At 34.7% G+C, this 20,550-nt stretch carries 17 protein-coding genes; 2 read left to right on the top strand and 15 right to left on the bottom strand.

The features are described 5' to 3' along the window. The first annotated feature begins 44 nt into the window (after window positions 1–44). Window positions 45–1,427 (top strand): exonuclease domain-containing protein, encoded by a 1,383-nt coding sequence (locus LPB89_RS06645; RefSeq protein ID WP_230700982.1) that lies wholly within the window; start codon window positions 45–47, stop codon window positions 1,425–1,427. Between the two features lie 150 nt (window positions 1,428–1,577). On the opposite strand, the gene LPB89_RS06640 is transcribed toward LPB89_RS06645, so the two are convergent. The 15 genes from LPB89_RS06640 to LPB89_RS06570 all read right to left on the bottom strand — a co-directional run bounded on the left by LPB89_RS06640 (window position 1,578) and on the right by LPB89_RS06570 (window position 18,297). Further along, entirely contained in the window at window positions 1,578–1,922 is a 345-nt protein-coding gene (locus LPB89_RS06640; RefSeq protein ID WP_230700981.1) for a hypothetical protein, read from the bottom strand. 161 nt (window positions 1,923–2,083) lie between these two features. Then, window positions 2,084–2,344 carry a hypothetical protein gene (locus tag LPB89_RS06635; RefSeq protein WP_230700980.1) on the bottom strand — a complete coding sequence of 87 codons (261 nt, stop codon included), beginning with the start codon at window positions 2,342–2,344 and terminating at the stop codon, window positions 2,084–2,086. Between the two features lie 418 nt (window positions 2,345–2,762). After that, window positions 2,763–2,954: a hypothetical protein gene (locus tag LPB89_RS06630; protein ID WP_230700979.1), complete on the bottom strand. Its 192-nt coding sequence runs from the start codon at window positions 2,952–2,954 to the stop codon at window positions 2,763–2,765. A 480-nt stretch (window positions 2,955–3,434) separates the two neighbouring features. After that, window positions 3,435–3,806, bottom strand: coding sequence for an SMI1/KNR4 family protein (locus tag LPB89_RS06625; RefSeq protein WP_230700978.1), 372 nt, complete (start codon window positions 3,804–3,806; stop codon window positions 3,435–3,437). Between the two features lie 70 nt (window positions 3,807–3,876). Continuing rightward, on the bottom strand, window positions 3,877–4,320 hold the full coding sequence (locus LPB89_RS06620) for a hypothetical protein (RefSeq protein ID WP_230700977.1): 444 nt from the start codon (window positions 4,318–4,320) through the stop codon (window positions 3,877–3,879). A 68-nt stretch (window positions 4,321–4,388) separates the two neighbouring features. Continuing rightward, entirely contained in the window at window positions 4,389–4,802 is a 414-nt protein-coding gene (locus LPB89_RS06615; RefSeq protein WP_230700976.1) for a hypothetical protein, read from the bottom strand. A gap of 150 nt (window positions 4,803–4,952) precedes the next feature. Beyond that, entirely contained in the window at window positions 4,953–5,630 is a 678-nt protein-coding gene (locus LPB89_RS06610; RefSeq protein WP_230700975.1) for an IS1 family transposase, read from the bottom strand. A 179-nt stretch (window positions 5,631–5,809) separates the two neighbouring features. After that, window positions 5,810–6,925 carry a Shedu anti-phage system protein SduA domain-containing protein gene (locus tag LPB89_RS06605; RefSeq protein ID WP_230700974.1) on the bottom strand — a complete coding sequence of 372 codons (1,116 nt, stop codon included), beginning with the start codon at window positions 6,923–6,925 and terminating at the stop codon, window positions 5,810–5,812. 224 nt (window positions 6,926–7,149) lie between these two features. Further along, entirely contained in the window at window positions 7,150–7,821 is a 672-nt protein-coding gene (locus LPB89_RS06600; RefSeq protein ID WP_230700973.1) for a hypothetical protein, read from the bottom strand. Between the two features lie 751 nt (window positions 7,822–8,572). Further along, entirely contained in the window at window positions 8,573–8,734 is a 162-nt protein-coding gene (locus LPB89_RS06595; RefSeq protein WP_230700972.1) for a hypothetical protein, read from the bottom strand. A gap of 384 nt (window positions 8,735–9,118) precedes the next feature. Beyond that, a complete protein-coding gene (locus LPB89_RS06590) occupies window positions 9,119–9,646 on the bottom strand; it encodes a hypothetical protein (protein WP_230700971.1) in 528 nt (175 codons plus the stop codon). A 61-nt stretch (window positions 9,647–9,707) separates the two neighbouring features. Then, window positions 9,708–10,181 (bottom strand): hypothetical protein, encoded by a 474-nt coding sequence (locus tag LPB89_RS06585; RefSeq protein ID WP_230700970.1) that lies wholly within the window; start codon window positions 10,179–10,181, stop codon window positions 9,708–9,710. 4 nt (window positions 10,182–10,185) lie between these two features. Continuing rightward, the gene (locus LPB89_RS06580; protein ID WP_230700969.1) at window positions 10,186–10,953 is read right to left on the bottom strand and encodes a hypothetical protein; all 768 of its coding nucleotides are present in this window, start codon (window positions 10,951–10,953) and stop codon (window positions 10,186–10,188) included. Window positions 10,954–10,955: 2 nt separating this feature from the next. Continuing rightward, the gene (locus LPB89_RS06575) at window positions 10,956–15,047 is read right to left on the bottom strand and encodes a DUF6443 domain-containing protein (RefSeq protein ID WP_230700968.1); all 4,092 of its coding nucleotides are present in this window, start codon (window positions 15,045–15,047) and stop codon (window positions 10,956–10,958) included. 10 nt (window positions 15,048–15,057) lie between these two features. Then, window positions 15,058–18,297, bottom strand: coding sequence for a hypothetical protein (locus tag LPB89_RS06570; protein ID WP_230700967.1), 3,240 nt, complete (start codon window positions 18,295–18,297; stop codon window positions 15,058–15,060). Between the two features lie 1,287 nt (window positions 18,298–19,584). On the opposite strand from LPB89_RS06570, the gene LPB89_RS06565 reads away from it, so the two are divergent. After that, window positions 19,585–20,454, top strand: coding sequence for a hypothetical protein (locus tag LPB89_RS06565; protein WP_230700966.1), 870 nt, complete (start codon window positions 19,585–19,587; stop codon window positions 20,452–20,454). Window positions 20,455–20,550 lie beyond the last annotated feature (96 nt).

Here is a 20,550-nt window from a genome sequence, read left to right as displayed (position 1 = left end):
AATCAATTGAAATCGTCCCATAAACCTGCCCTATTTTAGTTCGGATGAAAAAAATGCAATATGCCATAGTAGATATCGAAACCACAGGCGGCAATGCCAGTGGCAGCCGGATTACGGAAATTGCCATTATTATTCACGACGGCACAATGGTAATTGACAAATACGAAACACTCGTCAATCCGCAGAAAGAGATACCGCTTCCCATTTTTGCCTTAACCGGTATTAACAACGAAATGGTGCAGCATGCCCCTATTTTCGATGATATTGCCGAAAAAGTACTGGATCTCCTCACCGATCGCATCTTCGTTGCCCATAATGTCAACTTCGATTATTCTTTTGTACGCCATGAGATCGAAAAGGCAGGTTTTAAATGGACCGCCCGAAAACTTTGCACCGTTCGCGCTGCCCGAAAAATTAAACCGGGCCTGAGTTCGTATAGTCTTGGCAATCTTTGCAATTCTCTGGACATCCCCGTAAAAGACAGGCACCGCGCCGGTGGAGACGCAGCTGCAACGGTGATCTTATTCGAACGATTATTAGCATGGGATGAGGAAGGAGTGATTTCAAAAATGATCAAAAATACGGCACAGGACCAGCGTTTGCCGCCCAACCTGCCGCCTCAGGATTTTGAACAATTACCTGAAAAACCGGGCGTTTATTACTTTTACAATCAACTCAAAAAAGTAATTTACGTCGGAAAGGCCATAAACATCAAAAAACGTGTGGCGTCACACTTCAGTGGTCACAATATCAATCCGCAAAGACAAAACTTCCTGCGGGACATTCACAGTATTTCCTTTGAGGTCTGCGCCACCGAACTGATGGCGCTTCTTCTGGAATGCACGGAAATCAAAAAGCTTTGGCCTGCCTACAACAGGGCCTTAAAACGTTTTGAAGCCAAATATGGCCTGTATCAATATGAAGCCCGCAACGGCTACCGGTATCTGGCTATAGGGAAAATGGGTAAATTTCAGGACAGCATTGAAGTTTTCAATAGCGAATTTGCTGCCATAAACCTGCTCCGCTCCCTCTCCGAACAATTCGATATTGACTATCGGTTCTGCAAATATTCAAAGCCGGAACTCGGAGAATTTCTGCCCCAAAAAGACCTCTCCGATTTACCCGATGCCGCTTCCCACAATTCCAAAATCGAAACCGCGATCGACTTTTTCCTAAACAGCCGATCGACTTTTGCCATTATCGATAAAGGCAGATCAGCCGAAGAAAGAAGTTGCATCTGGGTCGAAAAAGGCCATTTTTACGGCATGGGATATATTACTTCGGATGTTGCGATTACAGATCCTTCGCAGATCAAAGATTTTGTGACGCCGTATGCCAGCAATCAATACATCATGCAGTTGATTGATACTTATGCGAAGAAGTATCCGCGTAAGGTGTTTTTTAATAGAAATGGTTGGGTTGAGTAGTTGGGATGAGACTCAGTCTTTTTGTAAATAGGTAAACTTTTTTCAGGACGAGACAGGAATAAAAAATTGCACAAAGTCAGGGACATTTGCAGATTTTTATAACGAACACTTCGGAGAGCGTGAGTAAGTATGTTAAGTCTGCCAGCCCTTTTATATTTGATGACTAAAATCTGTTACACTTTCAAAATTAATAGGGTAGCCTTCTGTCTCACCCAGATTTCCGATTTTATAAAAAATTGATTCGAGATTATCACCATCTACAACTTCTTTAACAAATTCTTTAATAGTTTCTTTTTTTAAATCTTTAATAATTATCATCGTATCGGCCCAAAAAAAATTGCTATTACTTTGTTCTAAAAACATTTTTATGTTATCCAAAGTGAAAATTGTAGCGAAAAATATTTCCTTATTTTCCAAAATTACATTAATGTCCAAATTATCATTGTAATAATTCTTAACTTGATACTTTGCAGGTATAACTATTTTAAATTTCATATTTAAAAAATTTTAATATTCTGTCAATTACAGCTTGTTGATTAGATTTCGACGAATAAACTAAATTCTATTTGCTGAACAATTTTTCCTCAGCCCCAGCTCCTCGAAGTCCTAATTGACGCTACGCAAATGGTTCTCACAAATCTGCAAATAGTACTACTTTACTCCTTATATTTCTTTAAATATTCGTTGGCCATTTCTTTTGTCTTATTGTCGGCTTTTGTTGAATTTAAAATCTCGTATACATCATAATAAGCCTGATTATAATTATACTTATTAGCCATTATAAGTGCATAATACAATGCTGATGTACGTTTTTGTTCGGCAATATTATAGATCGACTGGATTTCAAAATAAGCTTTTGTGTCTCCATATTCAATAACTCTTTTGCTTAAAGAATCCATAAGGACTAGATTATTCATTTTTTTTTGAAAGTAACTAGCTGAATCTTCAGATTCTACAATTTCATCATCGTTGTTTTCTTTCTTACAGGCGGCGAAAATTAATAGTAAAATACAAAAATTCAATCCAATTTTAATTTCTTTCATAGTGGTTGTTTATTATAAAAGCTCTGAATTTCCTATTCCTATAAAATTTCAAACGAATTGATATTTGATATCAATTGTAAATTCTCACTGAATATCGTTTTTTGAAGTATCAGGATTATTTCCTGAGGCAAGTTTACTATTTCTAGCGGAGTCAAAGGTGAAGCTACTAAGTGATAACTTGTTTCTGAAAAATTATTTACCATAGTTTTATCAAAAGAATAAAGCCCCTTTTTAGCCATTAAAACAAAGTCAGCCAAATATCTTTCATCGGGAGCTGTTTTTAATATTTCGCTTAGATTTTATTGATTTTTACTTCTGTCATTTCAGGCAAATCTCTAAAATAATGAGATAACAAGTTATAATCAACCGATTCTGAAATTGATTCAGGTAGTTTTCCACCACCCGAAGCAGCAAAAGCAATGTGTGTTCCATCTGTAAAAAACCAATCAATATCCAGAGACTGTTGTTCGATTTCAGTAATCATATTTTTATTTACTTAATTTAAAAAGTTTCTTTATACCTCTCATACATTCGTATAGCCAATTACAGATTCTATCTCCCTTTATTTTTTAAATTTATCAAGAATTTCTTTATTGTCTAATGTAAACTTTTCATTATTTCTATAAACTGTAATAATTGTTTCTCCCCTTTTCTTTTCCAAAGAATCTCCAATCCTGATTTTTGACCAAAATTCTCCAAAAATCGAAACTTTAGTACAATTATTTAAATAGATCATTGAGGCGTTATGATTAAATTTTTCAAATTTTTATCAATTACGCTACCTTGATACTGCTCTTCTTGAATGTTTTTTAATCCTCCTTCAAATCTTTTTTGGTTTGTTTCTATAAAAAAAGATCTCATAAACAGAAAAACTGCAAATAAAATTATTGCAACATTTATAACTACTTTTTATTTGCTTTTAATATTCCAAAGTAATTTGGCTTCATCTTTAATTAAGGTCTACTTATTTGTATATCTGCTCAATAAACTCTGCGAAGCTATTATTTTTTAAAATCGCTGCTTCTTTTGACATACCGATAAATGGCAGTTTATAAATATCACCCGTATTTTTTTCTATTGCAAAAGCAATGTCTCCTCCATCGGAACCAAAAATAAAAAACTCTGGTGCATACTCTTTTACATTATAATCGTTATTCAGCTCTATCATATCAGTTAATGCCCATAGTAGAATATACCCTTCTTCAGTACTAATAGCAGCTCCATTTGCTTCCTTAAAAAAACTTATAAATCCTACGGGCAAAATAAAATCCACTTGTTTTAAAAAGACTTCGATTTCTTCTAAAGTTGGCGGGTCATTTCTATCTAAACTTTTCATTTTTATATTATTTTTATAAGGTCTATTTATAGCCCAAGCATGCAATTCTTTACATTTAACTACGGTGTCATTATTTTACTATTTCATCAACTGCACCATCAATTTTTTGTCTCATACTTTCTACAACCTTCATTTCAGAACTTGTGAATTCCCAAAAACAAGAATCTATCAATTCTATTACGTATTTACAATTTTTGTACATCATGTCATCTATATCATACCTAATTAATTTTTCACTTTCTAAATCTGCGATCAAAGTCAGGTCTATAATTTGATGCATTGCATCAGACAATTTAATCAATTCATTATAGCTAAACAAAATACCATTTGGCGATTCATTAATTTTCGTTTCAAATTCCAACATCGATTCTTCATAGCTCCCAATTCCTTCGATCCACAATAACTTCCATTGGTTAGATGATGGATTATCAATATACTTTAATATATCCTTTAGTGTAATTGACAAAACAGTTTCATCTGCTTTTCCGGAAATTCTAATCTTTTTTATCCTCATTTATTCAATCTATATTGATATCAATATCTTTAATTTTGAAAAAAAAGATTCTACAGACACATTAATCCCTAATTTATTGTGTTTTGCTTAATCAATAAAATTCCTTTCGTTTTATTAAAGATTATAAAAACAGATCCATTTTGACTATGCTTAGAAAAAAAATAAACAACTTTTGAATCTCCAGCATATTTTAAATTTTCGCTTTGTAAAGCTAATGATGGATGTTTATAATTCATTTTTTTTACTTGGCCTTCGATATTATTCAATTCACTATTATTAATATTAAACTCAATTTCCATCTCTATACCCCCATCAAAATCTCCAACTGAACGAAAATATTTAATTACTTTATTATTGTAATAAATATTTAATTTTGATGCCTTATTAGCGTATTTATAAGGTTCAAAATAAGTATCTGTTTTGTAATAAAATAAAATTAGACCTATTAACCCAATTATACATAGTAAAATTTTATTTTTCATATATTATTTTATATTGTAACTCTTTGCAAATAGAAGAATATTTTGAGTTTAATTTAATTAAATACTCCACACAGCTCTACTAAGTTTTCATTTACGTTGCGCATTCTATGAGAAAGCTGTTTTTAAAAGATAAACTTACTGTTTAATAATTCAAATCCAAAAGTAAATCTTTAAAATAGAAACTAAAACCACCAAACTTTTACTAAAACAGATCGTTCTCCGGTTTAATCTTTTAAGATGAGTTCGTAAAGTCAAATTTTTCCTCTCAATATGATTCGTACCAAAACGTTTTACGGAATGTAGTTTCTTATCGATCAGATAGCTGTAGTTTTTTAATCTGTCCGTAAATATCTTTTTAGCTTCTGCTAGTTTTAAAGTAGTAAGAACTCGGTTCAATGTTTTATTGGTTCTTTTACCCACATTAAAACTAACTATCTTCTTGGAATCTTTCTCTAAAGCATAAACCAGCCAGATAAAATTTCTTTTATTTCCAATATAAGTACACATTTCATCCACTTCATAGGTCTTTCCTGTACTGATTAGAGGCTGATGAATGTTTTTAGCAATGGCTATAATTCTTTTTAACAAGGTTGTCGTTGAGATTTTTAATATTCTTGCCGTACTTCTTATTCCTAAGCCTTCTTTGGTAAATTGAATGATACTTCTGTTAATATCATATTTATAAGCTTGATAAGCATAATTTTCAACTCTCGTTTTCTTGCACAGTTTACAAATATATCTTTGATTACCTGACTTTGTTTTGCCATATTTTATCATATTTCTAATTTCACCAACACATTTGCAACACCAAGTCTTGTTTGAAGCCATTTTTTTCGATTTAAGACATTATAAAACAAAAAAACAACCCGAAGGTTGTTTTAATTTTTATGCGATATTAGTATAAAGCATTGATAATCTGTAAATTTGTGATTCAATAATTAACCACCAACACATCTGATACATTACCCAAAACCCCAATAGCGTAAAACCTGTGTTAGCGGTAGTAATTATTTGTTTAAGATTTCTAGCATCGTTTTCGCTTTTATAAGCAAATCATCATAAGTGAGAACCGAAATAATTCCGTTAAATATTCTATTCCTTCTAATTAAACTTTCTTTAATCTTTTCTGTTAAATCAGAATTTCTTCCAATAATTACAAATGCTTTAGGACTAATAAAACCATTAATTTTAGAATTTGCGTAAGAATTGTTTTTTTCAATCCAATTTATCCAGTCAATTACTTGTTGTTCAGCATGAACCAATTCTTTAGTCGGATTACCTTGTTTTGTATATAATTTCAAATTACTTGATTCAATTTCAACAACATCAATTATACCCGAGAATTGTTCTAAAGCATAATCAATTTCATATTCAGAACCTAGTCTATGTTTTGGAAGAATTTTAGAATATTCGATACCAAAAAGAATAGGGTTTTCTGTTAAAATTGATTGAAGTTCGTTCTCATTTCTATTGTTATTTATAAGAGCAATTTCTAATTTTGAAATTGCAACTTCTAAATAATTTAATGTTCTATATGCATTATTTAATTTTAAGAATTCTTCTTGTAGATTTTCTTTTAATAAAAGCACATCTAATGCAGACCAAAACTTTGTTAAATCTATATTTTTTAAATTATTTACTTTGAAATCGTTTATTTCTTTAGAGTTCGTTGCTTTTAATTTAATACTTCTACCTTCATTATCTGGTGCTGTAAATCCCGTTTCTAGAATGCTTTTATAATATTTAGATAATTCTTTTTCCATACTCGATGTGTTCGGATAAACAGGAACGTCAATTGCCAAAGCCAAAGCTAAAGTATCTTTAACATTGTCAAATACGTTTTCATTTTCATAACTTTCAAATGTTATATCTAAAATGTGGTCGTATTTTAATTGAAATGTTTCTAAACAAAGTAAGGTAGAAATAACGTGTATTTTTGGTCTGTTATTTTTTACATCAAATATTAATTCTTTGGCATTTTCAATTAAAGCAAAATTGCTTTTTAATACATCTGAATTATAATTTATTGATTTTAAATAGTTTGCAATTATTTCGTTTTTTGTATCATCAATCAGTAGGTCAATTTTCTTTTTATTTTTCCAATTATCTAATCTTTTTTTCATTATGATTGGTATATATTGATGATGTGATTTTGCAAATATTTCACTGAAATTTTTTATATTCTTCGAGTCTGCTATATTATTACCGCTAACCTTCCGGCGCTTGGCGAGGTTGCGAGCTTCGGAACCACGTTTTTTCAGCTAAGATAAATTTCTTGCGAAACGTAAACGTGAACTTACCACTAAATTCGCAATTGCATAAAATCGCTGTTGGCAGTAGTACTGTTTTAAATCTGTCTAAATTCTTGACTTCCCATTTTCGGTTTCTTCTTTGCGTGAATATTTGTATTTGGTGGGAAAAATTCGGTAAAATAGGTTTTCCGTTGCTCATCTTGATATTCAATTACAAACTTTGTTTTCCGAATTTCGTCGTTAAAGTGATTTGATAGCTCGTTTAATGATTCCTGTGACGAAAAGTTTCTTCCAAAATTATATTCAGCTTTAATAATTTTTGATTTGTCTACAGTAAGTGGATCAAGTAAGTTTGTTTCATTTAGAAATTTTAAAGAATAATTTTTTTCGACGTAAACCTTAACATTATATGCATTCTGAGTCGAATTATTTCTGATTATTAAATTGTATTTGTACTCAAAATCATAGTGAAAAATGCCATTTTCTTGTGGTAAATAATGACCTTCCGCATTCTGTGGACTCAAGCCTGGCAAAATCATCTGTGGTCCACGATTACTGCCAGTTCGTTTTAATTCTGCTTCCACATTTGGTCTTGTATTTTCTCCGAAGAATTTTATTGCTAAGAAACAAATTAAAGCAACTGTCGAAACTGATAACAGAATAATTGGTTCATAGTCCCAATTGTTTTTTATAGCCCAAATAAACCCGCCAATAATTCCAATTATGGACGCTAAGAAAGTGTTTGTGTCTTCTAAAATTTTTTTCATTAGTGTGCTAAGTATTACTGCCAAAGTTGTAGTAGCTGTTGTGCGTTCGTTTTTTTTTATAATATCGGTTTTCTCATTGATGTTTTTCCAAATGATTCTTTTCCAGTTCTATGACAATAATTTTCTTTGTAATCATAATTTGAAAAACTTTTCCAACTTCGGTAAGAATAATCACAAAATGGCATTTTTGGATTAAAAATAATTTTTTGTCCAGTTCTAATGCAAAAACCATTAGTTGACTTCTCAATTTCTGTTCTCGTAGGAACATTTATTTCTTCAGAACCTAAAATAATTTCTTCTTTAAAATCTAAAATTGTTTTGATTGCATTTCGATTATTGTTTCCAAAACCAGAATAAAATTTATCGGTTGTATCAATTAAAATATCAGATTTTACATAGTTTTTCCCTAATATTGCACTTAATAATTTCTTTTGGTAAACTGGTCTTTTTACAAATACTGCTTCGTTTTCTTCTGCAAGTTTCCAACAAGTTTCCCAAGCATCTTTTTCAGTTTTATTTGTTATTTTGTTTACAATATTTAGTTCAGAATATACCCCAAATTCAATATTGTTTTTGAATGAATAATCATAAAGATTTATAGAAGTTATAACTCCTTTTTTCTCATTTCCGTAATATTTTGCGTGTAAATTTGGAACATAAATAATACTGATATTTAGGAATTTTTTGAAATATTCAAAATCATTTTTGCTTAAGCTTCGGCTGATATTATTTTCGTTTTTTCCAAAAACAATTAAATATGAATTTTTGGATTATTCAAATGATTGTCAAATAACTTTTTGAAATAATCATCTAATTTTATAAATGGCGAAACAATTAAAAGCGTTTCTTTTGTTTCCCATATTATTTTAGAGATAGTTTCTTCGAGTTCTAAACCTGTAATAAATTTGCTCATTTTTATATTAAATCCTTTCTTTTTTCGTTAGGTTTTCTGTCTCTCGAAAGTGACGCACAACTAATTTATATCTATGACTTTATCATACAAACACATCCAAAATAGTTAGCTATGTATGATCAGTATTGTATTTATTCTCAAATATATAATAATTAATTTCACAAATTACCAAATGGTTTAACTTACTTTAAACCATTTTATATTTATTTTTAAGGTTCAATTAAAAAGTAGCTCTTTATCAACTTCACGTCTTTTATAGTGTTCTTTTTCGGATAGTGCAGAACTTTTACTTAATTTATTTACATGATTCGAGTATGAGACATAAAAGCCAAAAGCCACTTCTTTACGGAGTGGCTTTTTATGATTTAATCTTAATTTTTTGAATTATGGTGCAGTAGTTGTACTACTAATTAATATCCATTTTTTTTGTTCGCACGAATATTCAAAAATAGTTGTTGTTCCTCCACCATTTGCAAATTGATACTTGTTTTTACTACAAGTAACTTTAAAATTGATAATGGTAGTTTTCAATTGATTGTTTTCTAAATTTGGTATTATTTTCCATACATCAATTCCTTCTTTTAATAATTTTTTATTTTTTTTATTGTAAATATCAATTTGTTTAAACTTAATCTCAATATCTTTTGACATTGGCATTAAGTACGCTTGGTTATTATTGTCAATTAAATATATATTCTCAATGTGATGTTTATAATCAGCAATATAATTCTTCCAATTATCTGTTTCATTTTTTTTATTTAACTCTCCCTGAAAGTCTCTATATGTTTCAACAGATTTAATAACAATTGTAGAATCAATTAACCTTTTATAATCATCTAATTTATTTTGTGAGTATAAATTATAATTTATCAAACTAAAGAGGATACAAAATCCAGTAAACACTTTATTCATAAAACCTTTTTATTTATTTCTAAAAAAATAAAACCTAGCAATGCTAGGTTTTATGTTATATTTAAGACACTTGCGAGACGCTAGTGCCAGCTAGGAGATTAATTTCTCTAATTAATTGATTACAATTTTTAAAATATAATGGAGATACGATCAATTTTTTGTCTTTTTCTAAGTTAAATGTATAGCTATAATACCCAGGAGTAATTTGGCCAACCTCAAAAATATAAGAACCGTTAATAAATTCTTTTTCTAAACTTTTGATAGATGTGTAAGGAATACTTTCTGTCTTTCGTGATAGAAAGTAAATTTTCGTGATTTTTTTTTCTTCCAGGATGAGTTTATAAATAGAATTTAAGTTGTAGAGTAAAACTAAACAACCAAGAACTAAAAGAAAAAAGACGGGAAAAATTACATCAGCATCTTTTTTATAATAAATCTTAACATCCAAAAGTAAAAGACTTAACCCAATACAAATAATTGGTATAAGGGCTTTTCTCAAAAGGTAAAGTTTTTCAAATTTTGAAACTACTATCATTTTTTTATTTTACATTAATATCAAAAGAAACGGTATCGTTCTTTACTGGTGTTACTGTATCAGTAAATTCATATTGGGTAATTGCTTTGATTCTGTTGAGCCCCTTTTTAGTCAAAACTTCTTCAACAATAATATGCGTTGGTGCTTCTTTAGAAATGGTTCGTTTTACTTTTGAATTATCAATACCTTCAGTTTCTATTTTAAAGGTTCTTTTGGTATTGGGTATATTGGCTAGTAAATAGTCATATTTTATAACATCTCCAACTTTTAGCACGTCTCCAGTTTTAACTTCAATTTGTCTTTTATTCTCAATTTTATATTGTTTTACTGGATATACTACGTAGCCAGTGTATCTTTTTACTGCTTTATCATCAAACTCGATAATAAATTTAGGTTCTCCAGAATCATTACACATAGAATATTTTGTAATTAAGCTATTTGGATTGTAATAGGTACTTTCTAAAGTAATGTCACCATTTTTTCGATAAAATACAGATTCTAATTTTCCATTATCATAATAATAAGAAAATATTCCATTTGGTTCATTTGCTAAAAATTGCCCTTCTGCAATTTTAATTCCTTTTTCATTATAGTTTACAAATTTTCCTTGCAAAATTGTGTCGCCATATCTAATAATATATTCGTGTGTTTTAATTAGTTTTCCCGACGGGCTATATTCTCTTAAAATATGCACTTTTCCATCTTTAAAATAAAAAAATAAAAAAATCAGACCAAGTAATACAGCGAATCCTGTTATGTATATTTTTTTCATTTTTATTGCTTCTTTTTTTGTTGTGCCTCATAATCTGCTCTATTTACTTGCACATTATTACTTGGATTTTTATCATCTTTAACAAGGTATATCATATCTGCCGGTTTTTCGCTTTTACCAGAATTTTCTTTAACAACTTCATTAACTTTCTCTCCAACTTTTTGACCTTTTTTAAACAACGAATTTACGTCTTTTACAGCTTTTATAAAGTCTTTACCTTTACTAAGATTATTGCCTTTACTAGCTGAACCAGGCGCACCATCAAGAAATGGGTCAGCATTAATTTTATCACCTGCTTTACCCGTTGTTTTTTGATTTTCATTACCTCCTTTTTTAGAAGTAGCAGTAGTCGTTAAATCTTTATCGCTTAATCCGATTTTTTCTCTTACGTACGTATTTATGTCTCCTAAAAAATTTACTATTAACTTTAAACCATCAGTATTACCTGTTTTTGAATCGTATGCTCTTTGCATAGCAGTTTGCTTGTTTTTGGGAGGGTCAATAATACCTTCTGATTCCATTCCTGTTGGGTCTATAAATGATAACGGGTTATTATTTAAGAATGATTGTGGTGATAGATTATAAAACTTTTCAGCCATTGGGTCAATAGTGGTTGTTCTAACAATATCTGGCATATACATACGCCCACCAAAGTCGTACATGTTAAGCCCCAGTTCGTCTTGCAGCTCTTTTCCATTAAACTTATACTTATTCTCTACACCGATTTTAAGCGTATTATACCCTTCCTGTTTTAACCCAAAAGGATAAAAATTACTCTCTTCCTTAATGACAAGAGTTTTATCATAACTCAAACGTACATTACCCAGATGATCTTTGTACTGGTACACATATTTATAAGAACTTCCCGAAGGTTCCACATAGCCCTCTGTTGTGGGGAAAAACTTTAGCAAACCATTATCGTACTGATAACCGCCCAGATAATCCGTCGTTACCAAAGATTTCCCGATTTCATTTACAATTTTCTGCACTTTTTGCCCCGCAGCGTTGTAAATGTAAACAATATTCCCTGTTGTTGCAAAAGTTATCTTAATGGGTAAATTTAAATGATTGTACGTAATAGCCGTGATGTTTTTGTTGCTGTCTTTGGTCATATTCCCATTGGCATCATAACTGTAATCATCAACCACATTGGCAGGGCTGTCCGTAAAACCAAAAACTTTAGAAGCTGCCGGGGCATTGTCCACGACTTTTACAAGCTGGTTGGTGGTATTGGTACCTGCATATGTGTATACCAAAGCATCAATCTGTGTAGCGGTCTCACTGTTTCCGTTACGGATGATGCTGTTTATATTTCCGTTTTTATCATAAGTCAGGTTCTCACTGTAGGCATTAGTGATTACAGCATCACGTTTATAAACACTTGTCTTCAGACGGTTTAGATTGTCGTATAAATACGCGTATCCACGTACTATCGGTGTCGCATCAGAAGTACTGCTCCAGAAAGTCTCGGCAATATTTCCGTTGTATAAGGCTTTACCGCCCGTGATCGCAGGTGTATTGTTGTAATTGATTTTAAAAGCAAACAAATCTTTCGGATCTCCTGCCTTGCTCAAAGCCGCAACATCATTAATCCCCGTCAGCCAGCCACGGATGTTATAGGTATAATTGATGTTCTGGGTATTGCCTCCCACCTTTTTCGAGGTTAATTGTCCAAGCTCATCGTATGTATTACTGGCAATCACCTCAATGGTGCCTCCATTAATCTGATGGGTCTGGGTCAGTAAACGATCCTGGGGTGAATACGTAAAAGCATCTTTGGTCATGAGTTCAAGATCAACAGCCAAATCTGATCTTTTGTGCCTTGTAATACTGTATTGCAATTGCCCGGAGAACGTGTCCAGTTTACTTTCCGTATAGGTATAGCCTTTCAGATGGTTGGCAGTATAGGATCGTATAGGGTGCGCTTTGGTGTCGTAAAAAATAGTAGTTACTTCTGCCAAAACAGCCGCAGCCAAGGTTGGTACTCTGGTCCAGCTTCCCGTGGGCAGTGTTTTAACGTTGGTTAAAACGGTCTGAGTTTCGATACTGGCTGGTACTGTCTGCGCACTTGGAAAAACATAATTATCGTAGTAATTGACAGTCAGTAATTTAAACGTAGTCGGGGCTATAAGGTTGCTGTAATTAACGGCTATTCCATCAATCGTCCCGGAAGTTTGTTTGCTTTCAAACAAGACCGTAGCCAAATTTTGGGCATCCTGCAATGTTTTTCTCGTGGCAGAAGTGCTGCTGACATTGTTCCATCCGGTATAAACAGGACGGCCCAGAGCATCGTATTTGGTAATCAGCCAGCCGGTAGTGGTGAGATCCGAAAAAGGGGAATTGGCAGGACCTGTCGCCACAGGCCGGTCGAGTTTGTCATAGACGATAAACTCCCATTGTTTGCCCGGCAGTTTTTTCTCTACCAGTCGGTTACGGTAATCGTATTTGTACTGGTAACACAAGTTATCCAGAATAGCTGCCGTAATGGTTCCTTCCGCTTTTGGAGGCAGTACATAGGTCAGGTTGCCGTAAGGGTCGTAGACGTAATAGGTATCGTGTTTGATTCCGGCTTCGTAGGTTCTTTTTAAAATGACCTGTCCTTCTTTGTTTTTAAATTCTACCGTAGATCCGGCCGTTTCTGTTGGCGTGGCTGCGGTGTTTTCGTCATAGGTAACCGATTTTATAAGTTCACTGGCGTCGTAATTTCCGGCATCCGCAAAAGCGATGTCAAACAACCCTAAAGCTGGCGTCCAGGTCGCTGTCGCCTTGTATAGTTTAACTTCCGTAGCGGTATTGGTCTGGTAATCGAGTTTGATTTCATGCCCCTGATTCATGGCCCATGCCGTTCCGGGAGCTGCCTGTTTTAAGACACGGTTCAATGGGGAAGACTCGAGTTCCTTTTGCGAAAACGGATTGGCCGTATTCTCGTATTTGGTCGTATTGTAGAACGTTACTGCCCCGGTCTGTGCGTTGGGTACAAATGAGATATTTAGCGAAGCGGCTTCATACGGCAGGTATTCCTGCACCTGTCTTCCAAAAGCATCATAAGTGATGTGCGTTACAATGTCTTTTCCATTGGCCGACTGTTTGTTGGCTATTTGCTGTATGGGTCTGCCTAGTCCGTCAAAATACGTGATACTGGTCTGTACCTGATCTACAGCTGGAAATTCCAAAACTGCAGTGGTGGCTTTTTTATAGTTTTTGGTCACCACATAATTATAATCCGACGGCATCAGTATATTGGAACAGTCCGAATTGGTGCCTTTAACCAGTGGACAATTATCGGTGTTATTTCTAACATAGTTGCCTGCCGGAGTGGTACATTGGGACACAAAAACAGCTGGATCGCCCAGGCCGTCCAGATCGTTGTCGGCGTACCATTTTGTATTGGGATTCAGGGTAACGTCGTTATCATTACAGTCGGTATTGTTGGTCACATAGCCTGTCGGTTTTACGCTGTAAAAGACCGTAACGGCCGGATTTCCGAACGTATCATTGTCAACATCCCTGTAAAAAGTCGAGGGTGCTATATTGGTAATATTGGCGGTGGTATCATTATAATCACTGCTGTTGGTCACATACCCTGTTGGTTTTACACTGTAATAAACTTTAGCATTCGGGTTTCCGAAAGTATCCCCGTCACTATCCTGATAGAAATACTGTGGTGCAATGTTGGTGATATTGGCCGTGGTATCGTTATAATCGGAGTTGTTGGTCACATAGCCCGGCGGTTTTACACTATAGGAACCGGTAACATTCGGATTCCCGAAGGTATCATTATCGGCATCCTGGTAAAAGGTCTGGGGCGCAATATTGGTAATGTAGGCGTTATTATCATCCAGATCGCTCTGGTTGCTCACATAACCATTCGGCTTGGTTGGGCTTAACAGGCTTATGGTTGGATTTCCAAAGCCATCACCATCGTAATCCTCGTACCAGCGGTAGGAAGTTTCGCCGCCACCGCCGCCTCCGGGAGGGGCTGCCATAGGGGCTGCTACAGAAGTCTCCACAGGAGTTACAGGAACATCTTTGGTTTGTTCATGTCCCAATGACACCATCAGGATCAGTACTATACTATATAAATATGTTTTCATTGCCGTCTTCTTAATTTTTATAATGATATTGATTCTCTGACAGTACGTTGCCCAGATTGTCCTTTACGGTTTTCAGTCGGTTGTAGGTGTCGTAATCGTACGTGGTAATAAATCCTTTCGGGTCCGTAATGGTCGTAATGCCGACTAACGGCTTGTAGCTGTAGGTCGTAATCATAGCGCCTGGAAGATTGGTCCTGAACGTTGGATCAGTTAGCGAATAAGCTGCCAGCGCCTGATCGTAAGTGGCATTCTCTACCTTGGCAATGGGTTTGGTTTTATTGTATCCCCAAATAATAGCTACTGGCATACCGCTTTCCAACGTGTACTGAAGGATATTCCCCACATCATCATACTTATCGTACGTTATTTTTTTCTCTAAGGCATTACCCGGAAGCGCGTTGGGAAATTTGGCGGCATAAATAAATTTCTGCAGCAGCAGATTTCCGGTGGTCGCATCTTTGGCGTATTCTGTTTTCTGCTCGGACTGTTTGATACCGGCTTTAAACATTTCGGTCTTCAGCGGCGTATCTATTCGGTTGGTGTTGATCATTTCCGACACCTGCGGTTCGCTTGCCATAACAGCATCCTGCGGGTAGTAATATTTGGTTTCCAGCGTTTCCTTCAGGGATGACTTTGTGCTTTGTGAGGTCAGCTGAATATGCGTCGGATTATTATACTGATACGTGGTCGTTGTCTCTACCGGATTTAATCCGTTAAGATCATAACTTCTATTTATGGAAGACTCCACATAAAACCAGTAGCCTTTTGTTTTGTATTCGACTATGCTTAAATTCTCGATATAGTTAGCCTGAGGGCAAAGCTCATCATAATTTTTCCTCACAGTATACGATTTGATTTCTTTGCTGTAAGCAGGGTCTAACTTATATTTGTTTTCATTTTCCTGTACCACTACAAAGGGCAGTCCGGCCTGTTTTTTCTGCAATACCTGAGATTTGATCTCCAGGCCATTGTCCCATCCGAAATTGGTCAGTGGCGCGCTTTTAATAATCTCGTTACCCAAAATTGGATTTCCAATATCATCCCGGTGCACTATAAATTCTTTGCTTTCGCCACCGTTCTCAAAATTATCCCCGCCTTCGCTTACCGTTACATATTTATAAAAACAGTTGCTGCTGCCCGTATCAAACAAAGAAATGATACTGCTGGAACTGATCGTTAGAAAAGTAATGTCAACAAATCGACATAATCCCAGCCCATACTCACCTGCCGGACACATTCTTCTTTGCTTGAAAATATCGGTATAAAAGGCATTATTCCCTTTATCTCCCGAAGAGTGGTTGATATCGTCTTTAGGGCCGTAATAATAGCGCTTGTAGCTGGCCCTTGCCGAAGCATCTGCAAAATCTTTGGTGGTCTTAATGCGGACACCGCCGGTTTCCAGATTGGTATTGGTGACTACGGGGGCAGTAGGATAATAGGTTACAGACAAAGTTGCCTTTGTGTTAATTCCCCCTTTATATAAGTAGATTTTATAGGTTTTGCCAGCTTTTGCATCCAAATAAAAAATATTGGTTTGTCTTCTTATAAAGTTAAAAGTGCTATAGTAAACAGGGCCAAAACGGCTATCAATGTAAAATCTCGGACATGGATTTGGTGCTGTATCTACGCAGGTTACCTGCACAGACGCGATGTCATGACCGGTATCAAGAGGATCTGGTATAAGATTACCATTAACATCATATCTAGGTTCTTGCTCGGATACATAAGTAACATAACCCGTAAATACAATTTTTTGATCGATAGCAGAAGTCAGGGTGTAGATCTCCGGCAAATCACTATTGTCTTCTTTCGGCCTTTCGTATCGGTCTATTTTCTTCGCCGGATACGTTGTTTTGACACCCCAATAGGTATTGCTTTCATACTCGAGTTCGGTATAGCCTTTGGTCGGATAAACCACTTTACTTAACAGTCCTGTTTTCGCAAAATTGATATCCGGCTCTCTATCGGCTCCATTGTAATCCAGGTCATTCAGGCCGTATTCAGTTACGTTTTTAGGGACTAAATTGGTATTCACCTTTCCATTGTAATACCCCCAGTGATCCTGACTCTTGGAGAGCCTTTGGGGAAAAGCGGACGGACTGATATACTCAAAAGTATATTTTTTGGTCGGGTCCAAAAATGTAACATTTTGCAAAAAGACGCGCGTGTTGGTTGTTTTTAAATAATTGAAACTTATTTTTTCGATTAAAAGATTTTCAGCGTTATATTGACTAATGAATTCTATTTTACTGTTTCCATCTACTTCTTCATTAATCCCGACAGTACTGTAGGCAATCGTTATATAACCGTCAGTGGCATTATTACTGTAGATTTTCGTTATTCTTTTCCCGATAACGGTCATATTGTAAGCAACAATACCACTTAATACCGGAGCACTGGAATAGATAGCTCCATCACAATCTTCCTGCATTTGCGGATAGGCCATGGTAAAGGTCTGGGAATTCGAAGCGGTATAATCCATTCCAGTGTCCTCATAGGTAAAATAAATTTCTGATTTATTGGGATGCACGATCTTAGTTAAATACCAGGCCGTTACACTACCGCTTATCACGGAATGTCCGGCACCCATATTCCTGAAAGCCGTGTTTTCTTTTTCTGTAAAATAATATTTAACCCCGTTGGTGGTGGTCAGTAAAAAATCGGCATTGCCGGTTCCGGTTTTTTCTATTTTTATTTTCTGGTTGTTGATCAAAACAGGAACGCCATTTTTATCATAGACAAACTTACCGGAGTTGCCATTGAAATTAAAAGAATAAATATCGCTTTCGGTATCGGCATTGCCTTGTCCGGCAGCATTATAAAATTGCTGGCGTTGCTCATTGGTCGCATTGGGCAGGTCATCGGGCGGGTAAACCGCTGTAATTGGCTCGTCCAGCTGATCCCTTACGGTACGCGTTATAACACCTCCCACATTCAGGTTCCAGCCCAGCCCTACATTTGAAGCTACTTCATCGACCTTTAAGCCATTAGAACCATAAGAAAGTGATAGTGGCGACTCCAGGTCCTTTGTCTTAAAACTAAGCAACGGAACTGAAATATTCGCTGTTCCGGTAAACAACCCGACAGGGACGTTACCAAACTTACCAAGTTCCCCTGCTACGGGCGATGGCGGGGTGATGTTGGGTAAGAATTTACCAGTATCGGTCTGTGCCAGCATTGCGGCTGATGTAAACAGGCAAAACAGTAAAAACAATGTTTTTACGGAATGCTTTAAAAGGAATTTGTACATTATGATAAATATTTAATGAATTGGTTTTTTATTTCAAACGATGCTGCTTACACAGCGTTTTTTTATTTTAGATGTTGCATTCTACTGCTATTGCCGATGCCATTTCTATTGTTTTTAAACTTAAGAATAACACCGCATTGCCCTCAGCCATCTGTTATAAAATAACCGGAGAACTGAATTGCGAGTGCGAATCTAATTAACTCAAAGTTTATATTTTTACGGCATTCCACATTTTCTGTATTTATGGGTTTAAAAATCTTTTGCTATATTATAACAGGCTGAAAAACAGCACACTCCTCTAATAGCCCTCAATAGTAGTTTTCCTGCATTTTTTTGGAAAGCACATTAAAAAAAGCAAATGGTAAAATCCTCTTATTTAGTGACCGGAAAATCATTTTCTGAAATTCGGGTTACAAACATATTTAATAAAATGAATTAGACCGAATCCGATTGATAAGTGGTGCGTTTTAATTGATATTCGTCAAAAAATCAGTCTGAAACAACCAAAAAGAGGTATTGATTTAATTCAAATGTTCTTTTAAGAAACCAAAAAACATACGATTCCTACTTCATTTTGAGGAACAAAATGGAAGAAAGAAAAGCCTATTGCAAAAATAACGGCCAATGGCTAAGTCCCCGGATATACCATTAGTATAGAAAATAGGGATTGAGAAAAGTGATTATCAGGTTTAAACCACCAATATTTCTGACAATGTGACCGAAAAAGGCCAAAATACCACAAAAACCGACCTTAAAGTTCACGTATAGGAGTGACGGAGCGGTGACGGAGGAGTGACGGTAACGTGACGGAGAAATGACGTAACAAAAAAGCAATGTCAAAGTGGCATAATTAAGAATAAAACTTTTGTTTTATGAAGTAGACACCTTACAATAGTACATGCCAGTTAAAGATTGAATCGACCATTACCTCTACGGTAGTATTAAAGAAAATAAAATTTCAACAATTATTTTAAGCCAATTTTTACTTTTTTTTCCTGTTTCTTTATTTTCCATTAACGATGTCTTTTTATATTGTTTTCTATCTGTTCCATAACTAAAACATTACTATTATTTTACGCGCAAAATAAAAACCCAAAGTAATAAATAGATTCAATATCCCGTAAATATAAAGGACTTTATTTTCAAAATACAATAAACCCCTTTCAATACAATTAAAAAAAATCCCATGACAATAAAAACCTCTTCCATGACATCTTTTTCGGTATCAATACACTAAAGCAGTACTTTTAACCTACCCTACCAAAAACCAAAAAATCAACCACCGTAATGCCTGAAAAAAAATCAATATTGATTGGATGTGACGATACCACAGTTCTGACTCAGGTATTGAGTATCCTGTCGGCTATAGCTGATTTTACTTTTTCTATCGCCGCGGTTTCAAGGGCATCCGATCTGTACAGCAATACCCAGTCTTTGCATCCCGATTTGATTATTTTGTGTTTTAGAAGAAACCAGCCCGTTATAAACGACAGCCATTTCAACTTAAATAGAATTGATACTCCCATTTTATGCCTGACGCAGAACTATGAATGTGAGTCGACCTGCTGGTCTAAAAACTGCATCATTTTTACCCATCCTTACAAACACATCCACAATGCCGACTTTCTGATCTACAGAATCAAGTCTATTTTTCAATTAAAAAAAGCAGAAAGTAATACCGGCATATCAGGTTCGTTTGCAGAGGAAGCCAGACAAAAAAACAACGACAGCACGACCAGGGAACTCAGCCATTATGTAATGGAACTGGACCAGAAAGTGGAAATCCTGCAAAAGGTAAAAACCCGTATTTCGTATCTCTATCCCAATGTAAATGATGCGATCCGCAAGGAATTGATGTCGATTGTAAACTCCATCAAAACGGTGGCGGATGACACAAAACTCTGGGATGATTTTAAGATTTACTTTGAACAGTCCAATCCGGATTTTTTACTGACCCTGGCCAAAAAACATCCTTCCCTAAGTTCGAAGGACTTAAAATATTGCTGTTATATCAAAATGAATATGAGCAACCATGACATCACTAACCTGCTCGGAATCAATCAGGATAGTGTACGGACGCACAAATACCGCCTAAAGAAAAAATTGACTCTTGAAAAAGAACAGGATATTATTTCATACTTAAGAACGGTTTCGTAAAGTATTTACCACCTTAACTTTATACTACTGAAAATTCGGTTACTATTTGTAATCGAATTTTTTGTTTACAGCAGCTTTATTTAGTCTTCAAAACAG

The organism is Flavobacterium sp. ENC, assembly GCF_020991415.1.
Taxonomy (GTDB): Bacteria; Bacteroidota; Bacteroidia; order Flavobacteriales; family Flavobacteriaceae; genus Flavobacterium.
This window is presented reverse-complemented; position numbering and strand designations above follow the sequence as displayed.

Excerpts from the sequence above, each read along its gene's own strand:
- LPB89_RS06605 (WP_230700974.1), bottom strand. The coding sequence starts at position 6,925 with ATGAAAAAAAGATTAGATAATTGGAAAAATAAAAAGAAAATTGACCTA.
- LPB89_RS06565 (WP_230700966.1), top strand. The coding sequence starts at position 19,585 with ATGCCTGAAAAAAAATCAATATTGATTGGATGTGACGATACCACAGTT.
- LPB89_RS06615 (WP_230700976.1), bottom strand. The coding sequence starts at position 4,802 with ATGAAAAATAAAATTTTACTATGTATAATTGGGTTAATAGGTCTAATT.
- LPB89_RS06645 (WP_230700982.1), top strand. The coding sequence starts at position 45 with ATGAAAAAAATGCAATATGCCATAGTAGATATCGAAACCACAGGCGGC.
- LPB89_RS06630 (WP_230700979.1), bottom strand. The coding sequence starts at position 2,954 with ATGATTACTGAAATCGAACAACAGTCTCTGGATATTGATTGGTTTTTT.
- LPB89_RS06620 (WP_230700977.1), bottom strand. The coding sequence starts at position 4,320 with ATGAGGATAAAAAAGATTAGAATTTCCGGAAAAGCAGATGAAACTGTT.
- LPB89_RS06570 (WP_230700967.1), bottom strand. The coding sequence starts at position 18,297 with ATGTACAAATTCCTTTTAAAGCATTCCGTAAAAACATTGTTTTTACTG.
- LPB89_RS06600 (WP_230700973.1), bottom strand. The coding sequence starts at position 7,821 with ATGAAAAAAATTTTAGAAGACACAAACACTTTCTTAGCGTCCATAATT.
- LPB89_RS06640 (WP_230700981.1), bottom strand. The coding sequence starts at position 1,922 with ATGAAATTTAAAATAGTTATACCTGCAAAGTATCAAGTTAAGAATTAT.
- LPB89_RS06590 (WP_230700971.1), bottom strand. The coding sequence starts at position 9,646 with ATGAATAAAGTGTTTACTGGATTTTGTATCCTCTTTAGTTTGATAAAT.
- LPB89_RS06580 (WP_230700969.1), bottom strand. The coding sequence starts at position 10,953 with ATGAAAAAAATATACATAACAGGATTCGCTGTATTACTTGGTCTGATT.
- LPB89_RS06635 (WP_230700980.1), bottom strand. The coding sequence starts at position 2,344 with ATGAATAATCTAGTCCTTATGGATTCTTTAAGCAAAAGAGTTATTGAA.
- LPB89_RS06585 (WP_230700970.1), bottom strand. The coding sequence starts at position 10,181 with ATGATAGTAGTTTCAAAATTTGAAAAACTTTACCTTTTGAGAAAAGCC.
- LPB89_RS06625 (WP_230700978.1), bottom strand. The coding sequence starts at position 3,806 with ATGAAAAGTTTAGATAGAAATGACCCGCCAACTTTAGAAGAAATCGAA.
- LPB89_RS06595 (WP_230700972.1), bottom strand. The coding sequence starts at position 8,734 with ATGAGCAAATTTATTACAGGTTTAGAACTCGAAGAAACTATCTCTAAA.
- LPB89_RS06610 (WP_230700975.1), bottom strand. The coding sequence starts at position 5,630 with ATGGCTTCAAACAAGACTTGGTGTTGCAAATGTGTTGGTGAAATTAGA.
- LPB89_RS06575 (WP_230700968.1), bottom strand. The coding sequence starts at position 15,047 with ATGAAAACATATTTATATAGTATAGTACTGATCCTGATGGTGTCATTG.